Source organism: Streptomyces sp. NPDC005574 (genome assembly GCF_040605435.1).
In the GTDB taxonomy this organism is placed as follows: domain Bacteria; phylum Actinomycetota; class Actinomycetes; order Streptomycetales; family Streptomycetaceae; genus Streptomyces.
Genome location: NZ_JBEXCW010000009.1, coordinates 128,251 through 141,803, shown reverse-complemented (window position 1 = coordinate 141,803; position 13,553 = coordinate 128,251). Strand labels below are relative to the sequence as shown.

The 13,553-nt window shown below is 70.8% G+C and carries 11 protein-coding genes and 2 pseudogenes; 8 read left to right on the top strand and 5 right to left on the bottom strand.

Features of this window, described 5'->3' with window-relative positions; translation table 11 throughout:
• Nucleotides 1–169 precede the first annotated feature (169 nt).
• From ABZT03_RS09615 to ABZT03_RS09595, 5 genes and pseudogenes are all read left to right on the top strand, one after another.
• Nucleotides 170–3,280, top strand: a complete 3,111-nt coding sequence (locus ABZT03_RS09615) for an RICIN domain-containing protein (protein WP_356035897.1) — start codon at nt 170–172, stop codon at nt 3,278–3,280.
• 304 nt (nt 3,281–3,584) lie between these two features.
• Nucleotides 3,585–5,798 (top strand): autotransporter, encoded by a 2,214-nt coding sequence (locus ABZT03_RS09610; RefSeq protein ID WP_356035895.1) that lies wholly within the window; start codon nt 3,585–3,587, stop codon nt 5,796–5,798.
• Nucleotides 5,799–5,877: 79 nt separating this feature from the next.
• On the top strand, nt 5,878–6,087 hold the full coding sequence (locus ABZT03_RS09605; protein WP_356035892.1) for a hypothetical protein: 210 nt from the start codon (nt 5,878–5,880) through the stop codon (nt 6,085–6,087).
• A gap of 166 nt (nt 6,088–6,253) precedes the next feature.
• Nucleotides 6,254–6,636, top strand: a pseudogene (locus tag ABZT03_RS09600) (ATP-binding protein); the annotation flags it as partial.
• A gap of 356 nt (nt 6,637–6,992) precedes the next feature.
• Nucleotides 6,993–7,193: pseudogene (locus tag ABZT03_RS09595) on the top strand (CorA family divalent cation transporter); the annotation flags it as partial.
• A gap of 27 nt (nt 7,194–7,220) precedes the next feature.
• Here the strand turns inward: ABZT03_RS09595 and ABZT03_RS09590 are convergent.
• Together ABZT03_RS09590 and ABZT03_RS09585 are read right to left on the bottom strand one after the other, a co-directional pair.
• Entirely contained in the window at nt 7,221–8,150 is a 930-nt protein-coding gene (locus ABZT03_RS09590) for a M56 family metallopeptidase (RefSeq protein WP_356035889.1), read from the bottom strand.
• On the bottom strand, nt 8,147–8,518 hold the full coding sequence (locus ABZT03_RS09585; RefSeq protein ID WP_356035886.1) for a BlaI/MecI/CopY family transcriptional regulator: 372 nt from the start codon (nt 8,516–8,518) through the stop codon (nt 8,147–8,149). The genes ABZT03_RS09590 and ABZT03_RS09585 overlap by 4 nt, the downstream gene beginning before the upstream one ends.
• Nucleotides 8,519–8,637: 119 nt before the next feature.
• On the opposite strand from ABZT03_RS09585, the gene ABZT03_RS09580 reads away from it, so the two are divergent.
• Nucleotides 8,638–9,306 (top strand): DedA family protein, encoded by a 669-nt coding sequence (locus tag ABZT03_RS09580; RefSeq protein ID WP_356035884.1) that lies wholly within the window; start codon nt 8,638–8,640, stop codon nt 9,304–9,306.
• A gap of 31 nt (nt 9,307–9,337) precedes the next feature.
• Nucleotides 9,338–10,093, top strand: coding sequence for a phosphatase PAP2 family protein (locus tag ABZT03_RS09575; protein ID WP_356035882.1), 756 nt, complete (start codon nt 9,338–9,340; stop codon nt 10,091–10,093).
• A 63-nt stretch (nt 10,094–10,156) separates the two neighbouring features.
• Here ABZT03_RS09575 and ABZT03_RS09570 read toward each other — a convergent pair whose 3' ends face one another.
• Entirely contained in the window at nt 10,157–10,693 is a 537-nt protein-coding gene (locus ABZT03_RS09570) for a DUF2231 domain-containing protein (protein ID WP_356035879.1), read from the bottom strand.
• A 160-nt stretch (nt 10,694–10,853) separates the two neighbouring features.
• The gene (locus ABZT03_RS09565; RefSeq protein WP_356035877.1) at nt 10,854–11,303 is read right to left on the bottom strand and encodes a plastocyanin/azurin family copper-binding protein; all 450 of its coding nucleotides are present in this window, start codon (nt 11,301–11,303) and stop codon (nt 10,854–10,856) included.
• Nucleotides 11,304–11,590: 287 nt separating this feature from the next.
• Here ABZT03_RS09565 and ABZT03_RS09560 point away from each other — a divergent pair, with 287 nt between their 5' ends.
• Entirely contained in the window at nt 11,591–12,844 is a 1,254-nt protein-coding gene (locus ABZT03_RS09560) for an MFS transporter (RefSeq protein ID WP_356035874.1), read from the top strand.
• 141 nt (nt 12,845–12,985) lie between these two features.
• On the opposite strand, the gene ABZT03_RS09555 is transcribed toward ABZT03_RS09560, so the two are convergent.
• Nucleotides 12,986–13,546 (bottom strand): TetR/AcrR family transcriptional regulator, encoded by a 561-nt coding sequence (locus tag ABZT03_RS09555; protein WP_356035871.1) that lies wholly within the window; start codon nt 13,544–13,546, stop codon nt 12,986–12,988.
• Between the last annotated feature and the right edge of the window lie 7 nt (nt 13,547–13,553).

The window sequence follows — 13,553 nt, the reverse complement described above, 5'->3', positions numbered from 1 at the left end:
CGAAGGGGAAGCGCCCGTCGTCGGTGACCGACGCTTCTCGGCCCTCGGGACGCTCACGGGCCGACGGCGATGAAGAGCCGCTTCCCCTCACACCGACCACATCTTGGAGCCGCCATATGAAGACTTTCCGAACCGTCCGAACTGCCCGAACTGGCAGGAGGGGCAGACGATGAAGCCCCTCACGTCCACCCTCCGCACCTCGTCAGCACTCCTTGCCGCTGCTCTCTCCGCGGCGCTGCTGACATCCCTCACGACGTCGACCCTGGCCTCGGCCGCGCCCCAGGCCACCTACTACGTCGCCCCTGGCGGCAACGACACCAATGCCGGGACCATCACCGCACCGTTCAAGACGCTCCAGCACGCACGGGACGTCGTGCGCACGGTCAACAAGAACATGACCGGAGACATCAACGTGTATCTGCGCGGCGGCAGTTACCCGGTGAACAGCACGATCGATTTCACGTCGGCGGACTCCGGAACGAACGGTCACCGTGTCACGTACGCCGCCTACCCGGGCGAGAAGCCGGTACTGGACGGCGGCGTTAAGGTCACCGGCTGGACACGACACAGCGGCAACATCTGGAAGGCCCCGCTGGACCGCGACGACAAGCTCCGCGCGCTCTACGTGAACGGCAAGCGCGCCCAGATGGCATCGAAGACAATCAACTCGGCTGGTTGTTACGGGAGTTACTCGATCACGGCCGGCCAGGCACCCTGGGCCTGGGAGTCGGGGTCGCAGTGCGACGGAGCCAAGTACGGCCTCTCGGATCTGCCCGCCGTCGCCTCCAACCAGGACGACGTCGAGATCAAGTCGGCGACGACCTGGACCACGGCCATCGTGGGCGTCCGCCAGATCACCACGAGTACGGACGGCACCCAGCGCGTGGCCTTGTTCCAGCAGCCGGGCGCGGCCATCGCCCAGGGGCCGCCGAACGGCAACTTCAACCCCGGCGGCAGCCACACCTTCATGAACGCGTACGAATTCCTGGACCAGCCGGGGGAGTTCTACTTCGACAAGGCGAAGCACACGCTGTATTACGACAAGCCCGACTCGGAAGACATGTCGTCGGCGCAGGTCTTCGCGCCGACCGGAGTGTCCACCCTCATCAAGATCGCCGGCACGTCCACGACCGACCACGCGCGGAACATCACCTTCTCCGGGCTCACGGTCGAACACTCCGACTGGAACCTGGTCAAGGTCGCGGGCTCCGTCTTCCGGCAGGGCCAGCAGGGCAACGCCGGCTCGACCGTGTACGCGAAGAAGAACTTCCACGCCTACACCTACCGCAACGTCGACCTGCCGCGGGGGGCCGTCGAGATCGAGAACGCCGACGGGATCGCCCTGGTGCGCAACACCGTGCAGCACACCGGCGCTGACGGCATCCACCTGGTCAACGACGTGAAGGACTCGCAGTTGACCGGCAACATCACGAACGACATCGCCGGCTCCGCCATCACCGTGGGACATCCCCAGCACGTGTACATCGGGGACCACACCTCGACCAACAACGAGAAGTACCCGGTGAACGTCGAGGGCGTCTGCAAGAACATCTCCGTCGCGAACAACTACCTCTACGACAGCGCGGTGTTGTTCCAGGGGTCCAGCCCCGTCTCGGCGTACTTCCCCGATTCCCTGTCCGTGCAGCACAACCGGATCGAGAAATCCCCGTGGGCGGGCATCACGCTCGGCTGGGGATGGTGGAACTTCGACGGTTCGGAGAACTCGATCCGCCCCGGTGTCCCGACCACCACGGCGAAGAACAACACCATCAGCCACAACCAGATCATCGACACGATGCAGGTGCTCGGCGACTCCGCTCCCATCTACACCCTGGGCAGCCAGCCGGGCACCGAGATCAGCGACAACTACATCCAGGGTGTTCCGGCGGGCCACAAGTACGGACTCCACCCTGACGAAGGCTCCGCGTACATCAACGAGCACGACAACGTGCTCGACGTCGACCCGGGCGTGGCATACACCATCAACTCCGGCACCTGGGGCCGACAGCACGACCTGAAGATCACCAACACCTACGGCACCGTGAACAAGATGGCCAACAAGAACGTCCCGAACAGCACGATCGAGGACGTCCACGCGTACGCGGACAACGTCTGGCCTTCGCAGGCGTACGCCATCACTGTGAACTCCGGCCCGGAGGACGCCTACAAGGACATCGTCCCCTCAAGCAGGGTGGCTCTGCAGGACTACGCCCTGCCCGCGAGCACCTTCACCGGCAAGGGCGTGTCATCCATCCCCGTCCGCACCGTCGGTGACGCGACGAGGACGCTCTGGCTGGCCCCCTCGGGGACGACGAGGTTCGCCGTCGGCCCCACGATGACGAAGGCGACCGGAACCGCCACGACCATCGGGGTCCCGCCGACAGCCGGCGACTACCGGCTCTACGTCGTGGACGCCCAGGGGAATGCGTCACCCGCGTCAAAGTCGCTCGTACGGCAGCGCTGGACCTACGCCGACGACAAGGACTCCAGCCTCACCTACTCCCCGGGCTGGTCGAACTGGAACGACACGCAGGACTTCAACGGGTCCGAGCGCTACACGAACAAAGCGGGCGACTACGTCCAGTACGCCTTCACGGGTACGGGCATTCGGTATCTCGGCATGAAGCAGCCGAACATGGGGAAGGTCGACGTCTACGTCGACGGCACTCTGGCGCAGTCGGGCATCGACGCCTACGCCCCGACGGTGACCAAGCAAGTGCCGCTGTTCGAGAAGGCAGATCTCGCCGCGGGCCCCCACACGATCAAGGTCGTCTGCACCGGCACCAAGAACGCGTCCTCTTCCAACACCGTCTGTGCTCTGGACGCGTTCGCCTCTCTCTCCTTCCCCGCCGCGAACACGTTCTACAAGATCCTCAACAAGAACAGCGGCAAGGCGATCGACGTCTCCAGCGGATCGACCTCCGCGGGGGCGAACATCATCCAGTGGAACGACACCGGGGCGCCGAACCAGCGGTGGCGGTGGGTTGCGGTGGGTGACGGCACGTACGAGCTCGTCAACCTGAACAGCGGTCAGCTGCTGGACGTCACCGGAGGGTCCACCGCGGACGGTGCGACCGTCATCCAGCAGCCCGACCACAACAGTGCGAGCCAGCACTGGAGGCCGGTCGCCAACGAAAACGGCTCCTACGAGATGAAAAACGCGAACAGCGGCAAGCTCCTCGCGGTGTCCGGCTCGTCGACGGCCGCAGGCGCGCAGCTCGTGCAGACGACGGACACGAACGCCGGCAGTCAGCTGTGGCAGGTCATGGACGTGGACTGACGCGGGACGGGCCCCGCATGGGCGTGGCCCGCCACTGAGACCTGCATCAACTGGGCCAAAAGGATAAGAAGTTCACGAACGCCACACACATTGACCCCCACCTCCCCCAGTGCCACAATCGGGGACTTCGACCAGTCAGCCGTACAGCGTCCGGTATTTCGAACCTATTGGTGTCGTGTCCGTGCACGCGAACGACCAAGGCGAGGAGCCTGGCCGCGCCAGGCTCCTCGCCGGTGCGGCCCTGATCACCAGAAGCAGCTGGTCCCCCGGTCGCCCCCCCACCCCGCTCACCGGAGTCACGTCCATGCGCAATCCCCCGATTCACCTGCCCGCCGCCGAGGGACCCGCCCACCGCCGCTGCTCCCGACGCGCCGCGCTGCCCGCCGCGCTGGGGCTCCTGGCCTCGCTGACGCCGTGGCACAGCGCGTACGCGGCAGGCGGCAGCGGTGACATCACCGCCGAGATCCTGGCGGGCCGCGATGTGACGCTGACCGGCGACGCCCTGGTGCGTGTCCCGTCGGGGACCACGACATTCCCGGGCGTCATCAGCGGCGAGGGCACGCTGCGCATCGGCGGCACCGGCACCCTGATCCTCACCAGGGACAGCGACTTCACCCTGCCCAAGGCGCGGCAGCGGCAGTCGGCGAAGGTTCAGGGCGGCAACCATCCGTACGTCACCGTCGACCAGCCCGACCCGCCCGCCGTCACCGTCGAACGAGGTGCCACGCTGCAGTACGGGACGGGCGGCGGCACCGGGCTGATCGGCCGCTTCCCGTACAACACCCCCGGTTTCGCGCTCAACCAGGACAACATCCGCGTCGACGGCACCCTGCGCCTTTCGCTGACACGGACCTTCAACCTGGGCACCCTCAGCGGCGCGGGCCTGATCACCCAGCCCCGCGGTATGTGGGGCAAGCTCCAGCTGGCCGGGACCCATCCGTTCTCGGGCGTGATCGACAACGGCACGCAGATGGACGCCGGGGCACCCGAGTTCCCGGTGTCGCTGCCGAACGCCCACGCCGTCCTCAACCAGGGCACCTGGACCGTCGACACCCCGTTGAACCACACGATCACGCTGCGGCAGAACTTCTACCAGCGCGAGTACGGCAGCGACATCAACGTCCAGTCCCGGCCCGGCAGCAAGGTGATCCTGACCGGTCAGTACAGCCACAGCGACCAGGGCGGCGACACCGACCCCACCCTCAGCGACCCGGACATCAACTGGCGTCCGGTACCGAAGAACATCAACAAGCGCGGCACCAACATCAAGGGCGCGAACGTCCAGTGGGGCGACGGCACCACCGACAAGATCTTCATGCCCGGCACCGCGCAGACCGTCTACATCAATCTGCTGGCGGCCAGGTCCCGCTCCACGCTCGCCTTCGCCTACAACGGCCCGGTGACACTCGGCGCCCCGATCGGCGGCGGCAGGTTCCACGACACACTCTCCGCCCCGGGCCAGGGCGACATCGTCATCAAGGGCGTACACGGCAACGACGTCACCTTCGCGGCCGTCCAGCACTACAACGGCTCCACGACGATCGAGAAGGGCGCCACCCTCCGACTCGGCAGCGGAAAGGCCGGCGGTGACGGAGGGCTGCTGACGGACGCGCCCCTGTACCGGGTCGTCAACAACGGCTCCCTGATATCCCAGAACGCCACCACGCCCCTCACCCTGTCGAAGATCAGCGGCAGCGGCTCCTTCACCCAGGTAGGCGCGGCCACCACCAGCCTGACCGGAGCACTCTCCTACACCGGGCCGACGAAGGTCACCAAGGGCACCCTCGCCCTCACCGGCGCCGACAGCAGCCTGAAGTCGAGCAGCGCGGTGCTGCTCGCCGCGGCAGGCACAAAGCTGGACCTGACCAAGGCCGGTGACCAGACACTGCGGAACGTAGCTCTGGCGAAGGGCGCCACGGTCCGCTACGGCAACGAGGCGAAGCTGACCGTCGCCGACACGGCCGCGTCCGGCGACCTCTCCGGTTCCTTCCAGGGCGGCGAGCTGCGGGCCACCGGAAGCATGACCGGGGCATTCACCGTCAAGGGCGACTACACCCAGGCCCGCGAGGCGCGACTCACCGTCCGGGCCGACGGCAAGCCGCTCCACGTCACCGGCAAGGTGACCCTCGCCGGACACCTGCACGTCGACCCGAAGGCGAAGGCGCCCACGAGCGGCACCGAGACGGTACTCGTCTCCAACTCCGGCTCCGACAAGATCTCCGGCACCTTCACCGGGCTCGCAGAAGGCGCGAAGGTCACCGTGCTCGGCACCGAGTACGCCCTCACGTACAAGGGCGGCGACGGCAACGACGTGGCCCTGGCCCGCACCAAGTCCTCCGGAACACCTGCTGGCGCCGCCGAGGGAGCACCACGGAACACCCCCAACTCCTCCGCTGGCACCTCCTTCCCCTGGCGCACCACCACCCTGGCCGGCGCCCTCCCCCTCGCGGCACTCGCCCTGCTCTTCGCCGCCCGACGCCGCCGAGGCAGCCGTCGCGGCAGTCACCGGGCCCCCTGACAGCCGGGCCGCGGGTCCGCCTCACCACTCCCGCCCATGAGCCCGGACAAAACTCCTCTCCCCCCGCAAGGAGGCGTACATGGCTCACCACAACAAACACCGCATAAGCCGCCGCAGGATCCTGCAACTGACCGGAGGGCCGGCAGCGGCCGGGGCCGTGGGCGGCGAGGTCACCGCCCACGCCGCGCCGGACACCTTCACGCATCCCGGGATGCTGCACAACGAGGGTGATCTGAACCGTGCCCGCGCCCGGGTGGCCGCGGGCGACGACCCGCGGCTGGCCGGCTGACCGCCAACGCGCACTCCGCGTCGACCTGGGTGCACAACCCGCAGGTGTTCGTCTCTGGCAGTGTCTCCGTCCGCAGGCTGCCAGAGACGTCACCGCGTCCCACCGACGCCAGCAGGCCCTCGCCCAGGCGAGACTGCCTTGCCGCCACGGGCGTACCGGACAGAACACTCCCCAGCCCACCCTCGCCGACCTCGAGCAGCTGATCGCCAACAGCGGCATCGAGACCACCTTGACGGGCGAACTCCCGCCCCACATCAGCACCACGGCCCAGCGCACCATCTACCGCACGGTCCAAGAGGCTCTCACCAACGTGCGCACACGCCCCCGGCGCCCGTGCCGAGGTCCGCCTGTGGCACGACGCGCAGCACTTCGGCGTCACCGTCACCAACACCGCCCCCACCCGCCCGTCCGTCCCGCTGCCCCAGCGCCCACCACGGCCTGATCGGTCTCAAAGAACGCGCCGAACTCCTCGACGGCAGCCTCACCGCTGAGCCCACCCCGCAAGGCGGATTCAAAGTCGATCCACGGGCCCCCGCCCGGCCCGCCTGAGCACGCACCAGCGTCACGGACCCCCAAGGCCCAGCCCTGCTCGCGTACCTGGCGGAACACCTGACCACCGCTCCAGAACGCCTGACGCCCCATCAGGATGAGCGTCACGAGCGTCATTTTCCAAGCCCAACACCCGCGGCCCACCTGGCACATGGAGTGACAACGCGGGGCAGCCCTGAGCCGCGCCCCAATGCCCGCGGCACAGTGCCAGCTGGGGAGAATCTGGGGAGAATCCAGCCCGCTGGGGAGCACCTGGGGAGAATCGGGCGCACAAAGCTGCGCGACCGTGAAAGATCCAGAAAGGTGCACCAGCGCAGGTCAGGGCGCATTCGGAACACGAACCACCAGGTCAGCCGGAAGAGGAAGAGGACTTCAAGAAGATCTCGTCCTGGGCGGCGATCCTGTTCGCGCCGACCCTGGTGGGGACGATCTACGGCATGAACTTCGACCACATGCCCGAGCTGAGCTGGCGGTTCGGATACCCGTTCGCGATCGGCCTGATGGGGGTGGTCTGCGTCAGCCTGTACGTGATCTTCAAGCGGCGCGACTGGCTTTGAGGCCGGCTCCGGGGGCGGGGCGGGCCCCTAGGGGCTCTCCTCGCCCTGGGCCACCTCCACCTCGTGGTGGACGGTGAGCACGCCGGCGGTCGCGGTGGTGACCGAGAGCGCCGCGCAGGCCGCGAGGAGCAGGGCGGTCCAGCGGGCGGCGCGCGGGCGGGAGCCGGGCGGAGTCAGGAGGGCGGCGACCCGTTGGGGGACGGGGCCGGTGGTCGCGGCCGGGGTGAAGGCCGGGCGCGTGGAGCGGGAGTGCCGGCCGGCGAGGGCCGCGCGGGCGATGGCACGGGCGGTCAGGCGCCGGTCGCCGACCGCGGTGGCCGCGACCTCGTCGGCGGCGCGTTCCGCGGCGAGCCGGACGGTGGCACGGGTCGCGCGCAGGGCGGGGTGGCAGTGGGCGGCGAGTTCGGCCGCGGCGAGGGCGTAGTGGTGGCCCCCGGCGTTGTGGGCGCGCTCGTGGGCGAAGAGCGCTTCACGCTCGGCCGCGTCGAGGCTGCGCAGCATCGCGGTGGTGACCACGATGCGGTGCGGGCGTCCCGGCAGCGCGTACGCGTCGGGGTGGGGCGAGTCGATGACGCACAGGTCACCGGCGGCGGGGCGCCGGTCGGCCTGGGTGCGGGCGGCGCGGAAGGCGACGACCTGTCGTACGGCCGAACGACCGAGCGCCCAGAGCCCGACGGTCAGCACCCCGGCCGCCGACACGGCCGCGGGGACGACGACGAGGTCCGAAGGCGTGCGCAGCGGATGGACCAGTTGGCCGAGCGCGGCGAAGGCGGGAATCTTGAGCACCGCGGTCAGCACGACGGCACCGAGCGCCGCCACGCACGCCCCCGCCAGCGCGAGGCAGGCGGCGGTCAGCGCCCACAGCGCGGTGACCGGCGCGAGACGGTCGAGGGCCCGGCGCGCCACCCGCGGCACGGCCAGCGGCACCAGGAGCGGGACCAGCAGCAGAAGGATCATGCCTGCTCGCCCTCCAGCAGTCGGCGCAGCACCTCTTCGTCGTCCGGACTGAGCTGGGCGACGAACCGCGCCAGAACGGTCTCCCGGTCCGCGTCCCGGTCGAGTTCGCCGTGCATGCGCCGCGCGGTCAGCCCGGCGGCGTCGTGGACCGGGTAGTAGGCGTACCCGCGTCCCTGCTGCTCGCGGTCGACGACGCCCTTCTCGTGCAGCCGGGACAGGATGGTCGTCACCGTCGTACGGGCCAGGTCGGAGGCGAGTTCCTGCTGCACCCGGCCCGGTGTGAGCGGTGCGCCGGCGGCCCAGAGCGCGGCCATGACGGCGGCCTCCAGTTCGCCGGCCGGCCGTCGCTCGTCGTTGGTGTCGGTCATGGGAACGATCCTCCCCCCGCTATCGTCTACAGTTCAGTAGACCGTCTACAGGATTGTAGTCAACGCGGCGGGAGCCGTACCGCCGCACCCGCCGCGTCCGGACTGAGGGGCTCACGACGATGAACACACCCATGCACCTATCGTCGCAGCTCGCTGTGAACGTGCTCGACGCGCACTCACTGCTGGCCGCTTTCGGAGTGCTGGGCGTCGGTGTGGTGCTCTTCGCCGAGACGGGTCTGCTCATCGGTTTCTTCCTGCCCGGCGACTCCCTGCTGTTCACGGCGGGGCTGCTGTGCACCGGCACCGCCGACAGCGGGGTGCGGCTGTCGCTGGGGCCGCTGCTGGCCGCCGCCGCCGTGGGTGCGCTCGCCGGCGCGCAGTGCGGCTACGTGCTCGGGAGAAGAGGAGGCGGCGCGCTGCTCGCCCGCAGTTCCTCGGCCCGGCTGCACGAAGGGGCGCGGCGGGCCGAGGAACTGCTGGAGAAGTACGGCTACGCGAAGGCGATCGTGCTGGCCCGTTTCGTGCCGGTGGTGCGGACGGTGCTGAACCCGATGGCCGGCGCGCTGCGGGTGCCGGTACGCACGTTCACCGTCTGGCAGACGGCCGGCGGGCTCGCCTGGAGCCTCGGCCTCACGCTCGCCGGGTACGCGCTGGGGTCCGCGATCCCCGACGTGGACCGGTATCTGCTGCCGCTCGTGGCGGTGATCGTCGTCGTCTCGCTGATTCCGCTGGCCTCCGAGGTGTACCGCTCCCGGCGGGCGGCGAAGGCGAAGGAGGCGCGCGGATGACCATCGCACCGCGTGTGCCGCCGGTGGCGTCATGAGCCGGGGCAAGGTCGCCGATCTGGCGGGAAGCGTCGGCGTCGGAGCGCTGATGGGCTTCTGCGTGCTGACCCTGTTCCTGCTCGGCGACGGAAGCCCGCTGCCCGCCGACCACGCGCTGCACGCCTGGTCCGTGGCCCACCGCCCAGGTGTGGCCGTGGCACTGGCCCGCGCCGTCACCGCCACCGGGACGGGCCCCGTGCCGTACGCGCTCGCCGTGCTGGCCGGCGTCCTCGCGGTCCGCACCACGCGTCACCGGCTGCTCGCCGCCGGCCTCGCCGTCTGCTGCCTCGCCTCGGGACAGACCGTGCGCTACGGCATGATGACGCTGGTCGCACGGGCCCGCCCACCCCGCGCGGACTGGGAGGTGCACGCCTCCGGCTGGGCATTCCCCTCCGGACACACCACCACGGCGGCCCTCACCGCCGGGCTGCTGATCCTGGCGGTGCTTCTGCGCTCCCCGCACGGCAGGACTCTGTTCGCCGTCGCCGCGGGCTGCTGGGCCGTGCTGGTCGGACTGACCCGCGTCTATCTCGGGGTGCACTGGTTCACCGACGTGATCGGCGGCTGGCTGCTGAGCATCGGCTGGCTGGGCATGTGGCTGTGCGTTCTGGCCTGGTCGCTGCCCGACCGGTTCCTCACCCGGCCCGCGCAGGCTCCCGCCGAACCGACGGCGACCCCCGCGCGGGAGCCCGACCGGGACGGAGGATCAGGCCCAGGTGAGGTGGGGCCGCGGCCCGGGCGGGCCGAATAGGCCGGTGGTCGCGGTGACCGTGTGGCGGGGCCCGCCCGGGAGCGACCGTGTACGTGGGGGCCGTCAGCCGTTGTCGTTCCGGTCGTCCTGGGCGGTCTTCGAGTAGCCGTTCTGCCAGGCGGCCTTCGCCCCGGAGTCGCCTATCCGGTACACGTCCACGACGGCGCCCGCCGCCACCCCGACACACAGCACCGCCGCCGCGACCCGGACCACCGACGCGGACCGGGACGCGACAGGCCCGGCCTGCTCCGCCGAACCGGCCTCCGCCGCGGCCGACCTGCGGGCCGCCCACCAGACCACGATCGCCAGCAGGAACAGGCCCGCCGCCCAGGGCAGCAGTCCGTCGCCGAGTTCGGCGTGCCTGCGCACGAGGGCGGTGCCGGCCACGCGCTCCTCCAGCCACTCCCCCGCGTGCGAGGCCAGCGGCACGCTCGCCAGGGTGACCAGGGCCAGCAGCGGCAGCACGACTCCCATGCGCCGGGCGGCACTCGGCCACACCGCGCCGACCACGACCGCCAGCGCGCACAGGGGAATGAGTACGACGACGAAGTGCACGATCAGGACGTGTGCGGGCAGACCGTTGACCACGGTGAGGCTCATCGGGTGTTTCCTCCAGGAAGGGACCGGGCGAAGCCGACGCGCGCACGGTCTCCCCGTGGCGGCCGGTGGGGCGCGTCAGCCTGACACAGGAAGTTCTCAGCTTCCTCTCAGCCCGCACCGGCAACCGGGGCGAAGTACGCGACAGGACGCCGCCGTTGCCTCAGCCGACCTTGATGTGCTGGTCCATGCCGAGCTGCTGGTGACCGTCGACGGGACAGAAGACGTCGTAGGTGCCCTTCTGGAGGGTCACTGTCAGCGTCGCCGTCTGGCCGCCCTGGATGTTCTTGGTCCTGGCGTCCTGCACACCCGGCCCGTCGATGGACAGGGCGTGCGTGACCCTGCCGGCGTTGTCGGACACGAAGGTGTAGGTGCCGGGTGTGAACGACGACCGGGACAGCTTCAGCCCGTACTCGGTCTCGATGACCGTCACCCGGGTCCCGTGGCCGGCCGTGTGCGCACCGGAGCCGGACGGGCTGCTCGACTGACCGCCGCCCCCGCCGCCCCCGCCCCCGCCGCCTCCGCTGGAGCAGGCGCCGAGGACGAGAGCGGAACAGAAGGCCACCGCCGCGCCGCGGAGTGCCGTACGGGCCGTGGGTGCTGGGATCGCCATGTGGCTCACCTCCCGCGAGGCTCCCCGCGAGCGGCCGTTGTTGTCCGCGTGTGTCACGAGATGAGACCTCTCCTACGGATACGGACAGGTACGTCCTGGGGTTCAGCGACAGCGAGGGCTGCTGCTACGTTCACTGGCGTGTCGAGCGTGTCGAGCAGGGATGCTGCGGGGCTGCCGCCCGTCCCCGGGAACGGGGATCGCGCGGTGCCGTCCCGGCGGACGGCCTGCGGGGCGCCCGCCCGGCGCGACGGTGCGGCGCCCCCCGACCCGCCGAACGGTGCCGGCCGATGAGCGCGGCACCCGCGGCCTCGGCAGCTCCGGCCCGTCAGATGTGGCCCCTCTACGCGGCCGGCTTCACCACGGCCTTCGGCGCCCACGGCATCGCGGCCAACCTCGGCGGGTTCTCCCACGACGCGGTCACCTCGCTGCTGGTCCTGGGCGGGCTGCTCGCCCTGTACGACGGCGCCGAGGTGCTGCTCAAGCCGGTCTTCGGCACCCTCGCGGACCGGATCGGCGCCCGTCCGGTGCTGCTCGGCGGTCTCGTCGCGTTCGCGGCGGCCTCCGCGCTCTACGTGGTGGCGGACAGCCCCGGCTGGTTGTGGGCGGCCCGCCTCGGCCAGGGCGCCGCGGCCTCCGCCTTCTCCCCCTCCGCCTCCGCGTTGGTGGCCCGGCTCAACCCGGCCGCGAAACACGGCCGCGCCTTCGGCAGCTACGGCTTTTACAAGTCCGTCGGCTACACGCTCGGCCCGCTGCTCGGCGGCGTCCTGGTGCGGGCGGGCGGTCTCACGCTGCTGTTCGCCGTCCTCGCGGTGCTCGGCGCGGCCGTCGCCGGCTGGGCCGCGCTCGCCGTCCCCGTCGTACGCCCACTGCCGAAGGCTCGGCAGACGGTGCTGGACCTGGCCCGGCGGCTCGCCGATCCCGTCTTCCTCGCCCCGACCGCGGCGCTGGCCGCGGCGACCGCCGCGCTCTCGGTCGGCGTGGGCTTCCTGCCCGTCCTCGGGCGTGCGGCAGGACTGGGCACCGTCGCCACCGGCGCGGCCGTGTCGGTGCTCGCGGCCTGTGCGGCCGTCGTGCAGCCGCGTGCCGGTCGCGCCCTGGACGAGGGACGGCTCGCGACCCGCTCCGGTCTCGCGGTGGGGCTCTCGGTCACCGCGACCGGGCTGGCCGGCGCGATGCTGCCCGGCCTCACCGGCGTTTTGGTGGGGGCCGCACTGATCGGCGCCGGCACGGGGCTGATCACCCCGCTGGGCTTCGCCGCGCTGGCCTCCTCGACCAGTCCTGGACGCCTGGGCCAGACCATGGGCGCCGCGGAACTCGGCCGCGAACTCGGCGACGCGGGCGGCCCGTTGCTCGTCGCCGCGGTGGCCTCCCTCACCACACTGCCCTACGGCTTCGCCGCGCTCGGGATCGTCATCGGGGCGGGGGCCGTGCTGGCGTTCGGCCGTCGCCGCCCGACGTCGACCGAGTCCGCGGCGGAGGCGGAGGCGGAAACGGGCGCGGGGGCGGGGGCGGACGCGGGGACGGCGGAGGGGGACGGGTGAACGGTCACCCGGTGCGCCGCTGACACCGGTCAGTCGACGCGGCCAGCGTTCTTTCCGGGACCGCGTTCACCTCGGACGGCCCTCGCCCCGGCCCCGACCCCCGACTCCCGACCGGAGTGGGAGCCGCCCGGGTGTCCTCGCTCAGCCGGTCTCCGTCAGCGCCGTGCGCGCGGCCGTGAGGATCTCCTCGGAGAGCGGGGTGTCCCTGGTCGCGCGGGAGAGGACGAGCGCGCCGACCATCGTGCACAGCCGGGCGATTCCGTCCTGGTCCTCGGTGGCGAGCCACTCGGCGAAGTCACCCACTCCCTCGGCGTAGACCCGGTGGGCCTCGCGACTGCCGCTGTCGCGCGCCATGTCCTGGGCGAGCCCGGCGACGGGGCAGCCCTCCGCCGGGTTGTCGCGGTGCTGGACGGAGAGATAGGTGTCGACCAACGCCCGCTGAGCGGCGGCGCGTTCATCGCTGCCCGACTCGACCGCGGCCGTGCGGCTCTCGTTCAGTTCGCCGAAGGCCAGCGCGGTGGCCTCGTCGATGAGCGCCTCCTTCGAGGCGAACTGCTTGTAGAAGCCGCCGTGGGTCAGTCCGGACGCCTTCATCAGCTCGGCGACGCCGACCTGTGTGCCCTGCTCACGGAACAGCCGGGAGGCGGTCCGCACGACCCGCTCACGGTTCTCCCGCGCCTGCGCCTGTGACACGCGACCCATCGGCCAC

Excerpts from the sequence above, each read along its gene's own strand:
- ABZT03_RS09615 (WP_356035897.1), top strand. The coding sequence starts at position 170 with ATGAAGCCCCTCACGTCCACCCTCCGCACCTCGTCAGCACTCCTTGCC.
- ABZT03_RS09610 (WP_356035895.1), top strand. The coding sequence starts at position 3,585 with ATGCGCAATCCCCCGATTCACCTGCCCGCCGCCGAGGGACCCGCCCAC.
- ABZT03_RS09605 (WP_356035892.1), top strand. The coding sequence starts at position 5,878 with ATGGCTCACCACAACAAACACCGCATAAGCCGCCGCAGGATCCTGCAA.
- ABZT03_RS09590 (WP_356035889.1), bottom strand. The coding sequence starts at position 8,150 with ATGATCCTTCTGCTGCTGGTCCCGCTCCTGGTGCCGCTGGCCGTGCCG.
- ABZT03_RS09585 (WP_356035886.1), bottom strand. The coding sequence starts at position 8,518 with ATGACCGACACCAACGACGAGCGACGGCCGGCCGGCGAACTGGAGGCC.
- ABZT03_RS09580 (WP_356035884.1), top strand. The coding sequence starts at position 8,638 with ATGAACACACCCATGCACCTATCGTCGCAGCTCGCTGTGAACGTGCTC.
- ABZT03_RS09575 (WP_356035882.1), top strand. The coding sequence starts at position 9,338 with ATGAGCCGGGGCAAGGTCGCCGATCTGGCGGGAAGCGTCGGCGTCGGA.
- ABZT03_RS09570 (WP_356035879.1), bottom strand. The coding sequence starts at position 10,693 with ATGAGCCTCACCGTGGTCAACGGTCTGCCCGCACACGTCCTGATCGTG.
- ABZT03_RS09565 (WP_356035877.1), bottom strand. The coding sequence starts at position 11,303 with ATGGCGATCCCAGCACCCACGGCCCGTACGGCACTCCGCGGCGCGGCG.
- ABZT03_RS09560 (WP_356035874.1), top strand. The coding sequence starts at position 11,591 with ATGAGCGCGGCACCCGCGGCCTCGGCAGCTCCGGCCCGTCAGATGTGG.
- ABZT03_RS09555 (WP_356035871.1), bottom strand. The coding sequence starts at position 13,546 with ATGGGTCGCGTGTCACAGGCGCAGGCGCGGGAGAACCGTGAGCGGGTC.